The sequence below is a fragment of the Streptomyces sp. YS-3 genome (assembly GCF_045257485.1).
In the GTDB taxonomy this organism is placed as follows: domain Bacteria; phylum Actinomycetota; class Actinomycetes; order Streptomycetales; family Streptomycetaceae; genus Streptomyces.
On sequence record NZ_JBJHPC010000798.1, the window covers coordinates 1 to 2,567 of the forward strand.

At 79.1% G+C, this 2,567-nt stretch carries 1 protein-coding gene; it reads left to right on the plus strand.

Annotated elements, in window-relative coordinates; all coding sequences use genetic code 11:
* A partial coding sequence (locus tag ACJA3G_RS34885; RefSeq protein ID WP_406557040.1) for an FtsK/SpoIIIE domain-containing protein occupies positions 1-2,556 on the plus strand: 2,556 nt, incomplete at its 5' end.
* Between the last annotated feature and the right edge of the window lie 11 nt (positions 2,557-2,567).

Consider the following 2,567-nt stretch of genomic DNA (forward strand, 5'->3'; position numbering starts at 1 on the left):
ACGTATGGCGGTGCGTCCGGGGTTGTGGGCGGTGAGGGTCCGGGCCGGGGCCATGCCCCGGCGGGGGGTCAGGGTTACGGCCCTGGACCGGGTGGTGAGACGTACGSCGCCGGAGCGGGTACGGCGGCGTACGGCCCTGGTCCGGGGGCTGAGACGTACGGACCCGGGCCGAACACTCAGGCATACGGGCCCGGACCGGGGAATGAGGCGTACGGACCCGGACCGGGGAGCGAGGCGTACGCGCCCGGACCGGGCGGTGAGGCCTACGGACCCGGACCGGGCAGTGAGACGTACGGGCCCGGGCCCGGCGCCAGTCGGCGGGTCGGGACGCCGGCCCGGGGGACGCGGCTGCCCGAGGACGTCGAGCACGCGCGCGCGGACGACGGGGCCGCGTCCCGGCGGCGCGGCGGGATCGGGGCCTGGGCGCGGCGGCTGACCGGCGGCCGGCCCGAGTCCGGGTACGAACCGGCGCCGCCCGAGGCCGTCGCCGCCGCCCTGCCGGGCAGCGCCCCGCCCGCGCCCGAGCGGTGGCCCGACCCGGCCGCGCTGCTGCTGACCGCGCTCGGCCCCGGTCCGAGGCTATGGGAGCGCCGCCCCGGGCACCCGGAGGAGCTGGCGATCCGGGTCGGCACGGCGGACCGCGGCGAGCTGGCGGCCGTGCCGGTGACCGTCGGGCTGCGGGAGGTGGGCTCGCTGGGGCTCGCCGGGCCCCGCGCGCGGCTGAACGGGCTGGCGAGGGCGGCCGTGGCCCAGCTCGCCGCGCTGCACGCGCCGACCGACCTGGAGATCGTCCTCATCAGTACGGAGCGTGGCCGCAGCCTCCAGACGCGTACGGCGGAGTGGGGCTGGCTCGGCTGGCTCCCGCATGTGCGTCCCGGGCACGGCCAGGACTGCCGACTGCTCCTGGCGTACGACCGCGAGCAGGCCACCGCCCGTACGACCGAGCTGGTGCGGCGCCTGGACGACAGCCCGCTGGGGCCCGGCTGGGCGTCCGCCGACGCGGCGGCCGTGGCCGACGCCACCCGCCGCTACTCGGGCCCGTACACGGTGGTGATCGTCGACGGCGATCCCGGCTCGTCCGTGCTGCGCGAGACGACGGCCCGGCTCGCCTGCGCCGGGGGCGCGGCCGGCATCCATCTGCTCTGCCTCGCCGAGACGCCGCCCGCCTCGCCCGTGTCGCCGGTGGAGGCGACGTACGAGTCGGCGTGCGCGGTCTCGCTCCCGTTCCGCGAGTGCGGGGCGGCGGCGCTGCTCAGCGGGGACGTGGCGACGGCGCTGCGGCTGCTGCGCACGGCGGGCGGGCGCCCCGCCGGGCACGGCGCACTGGCGGTGGTGGACGCGGTGTCGGTGGCCTGGGCGGAGCGCTTCGCGCGGGCCCTGGCGCCGCTGCGGGCGGGCGACGGGACGACGGCGCCCGGCCGGCCTCCGGTGGCGCTGCCGCCCTCGTCCCGGCTCCTCGACGAACTGGGCCTGGCGCGGGCCACCCCGGCGTCCTTGATGGCGCGCTGGGAGTCGGCGCCGGACGGCGCCGCGGTGCTCGGCGCCGGGCCGCGCGGTCCGGTCGGGGTCGATCTCGCTTCCGACGGACCGCATCTGCTGGTCGAAGGCCCGGCGGGCAGCGGGCGTACGGAGCTGCTGCGGGCGGTCGCCGCGTCGCTGGCGGCGGGGGCGCGGCCGGACCGGCTGGCGCTCGTACTGGTCGACGGGGCGGGCGGCGAGCGCGGCGAGGGGCTGCGCCCCTGCACCGAACTCCCCCACGTCTCGACCTACCTGGTGGCCTCGGACCCGGTCCGGATGCGGGAGTTCGCGCAGGCGCTGGGGGCGGAGCTGAAGCGGCGGTCGGAGCTTCTGGGGGAGCTGGGATTCACGGAGTGGCTCGCGCGGCAGGAGCCGGGGCAGGAGGCCGAGGAGGTGGCGGGGAGGATGGTGAGTCCCCGGCCGCCGGCCCCCGGTGAGCAGCAGGCAGAGGGGGACGCGCAGTCCACGAGCACGCTGCGGCTGCGCCCGCTGGGGCGTACGCGCACGGAGGCGGGGCCGCCGGTGCTCGCGCGCCTCGTCGTCCTGGTCGACGACTTCGACGCGCTGCTCGCGCCCGCGCTGGGCAGCCCCGGGCGGCCCGCCGCGGGGTCGGTGGTGCGGGCGCTGGAGGCGGTGGCGCGGGACGGGGAGCGGCTGGGGGTCCACCTGGTGGCCACGTCGGCGCGCCCGGAGCGTACGGCGGAGACGGAGCTGGCGCGGAGGGCCCGGCAGGTGGTGCGGCTGGACGCGCCCCCGCCCGTCCCCTCCCCGGAGGAGCCGTCGCCGGGGCGGGGGCGGCTGTTCGGCCTGGACGGCTCGGTGACACCGTTCCAGGGCGGCCGGGTCACGGGCCGGATACCCCGCACGGCGACGCTGCGGCCGACGGTGGTACCGCTGGAGTGGGAGCGGATGGGCGATCCGCCGGCCCGGCGCCCGGTCCGGGAGCTGGGGAACGGGCCGACGGATCTGGCGTTGCTGGCGAGTGCGTTGGAGAGGGCGGGGCGGGTAGTACAGGCGACGACCCCGTCGAGCCTGTAACCCCGGGGTGC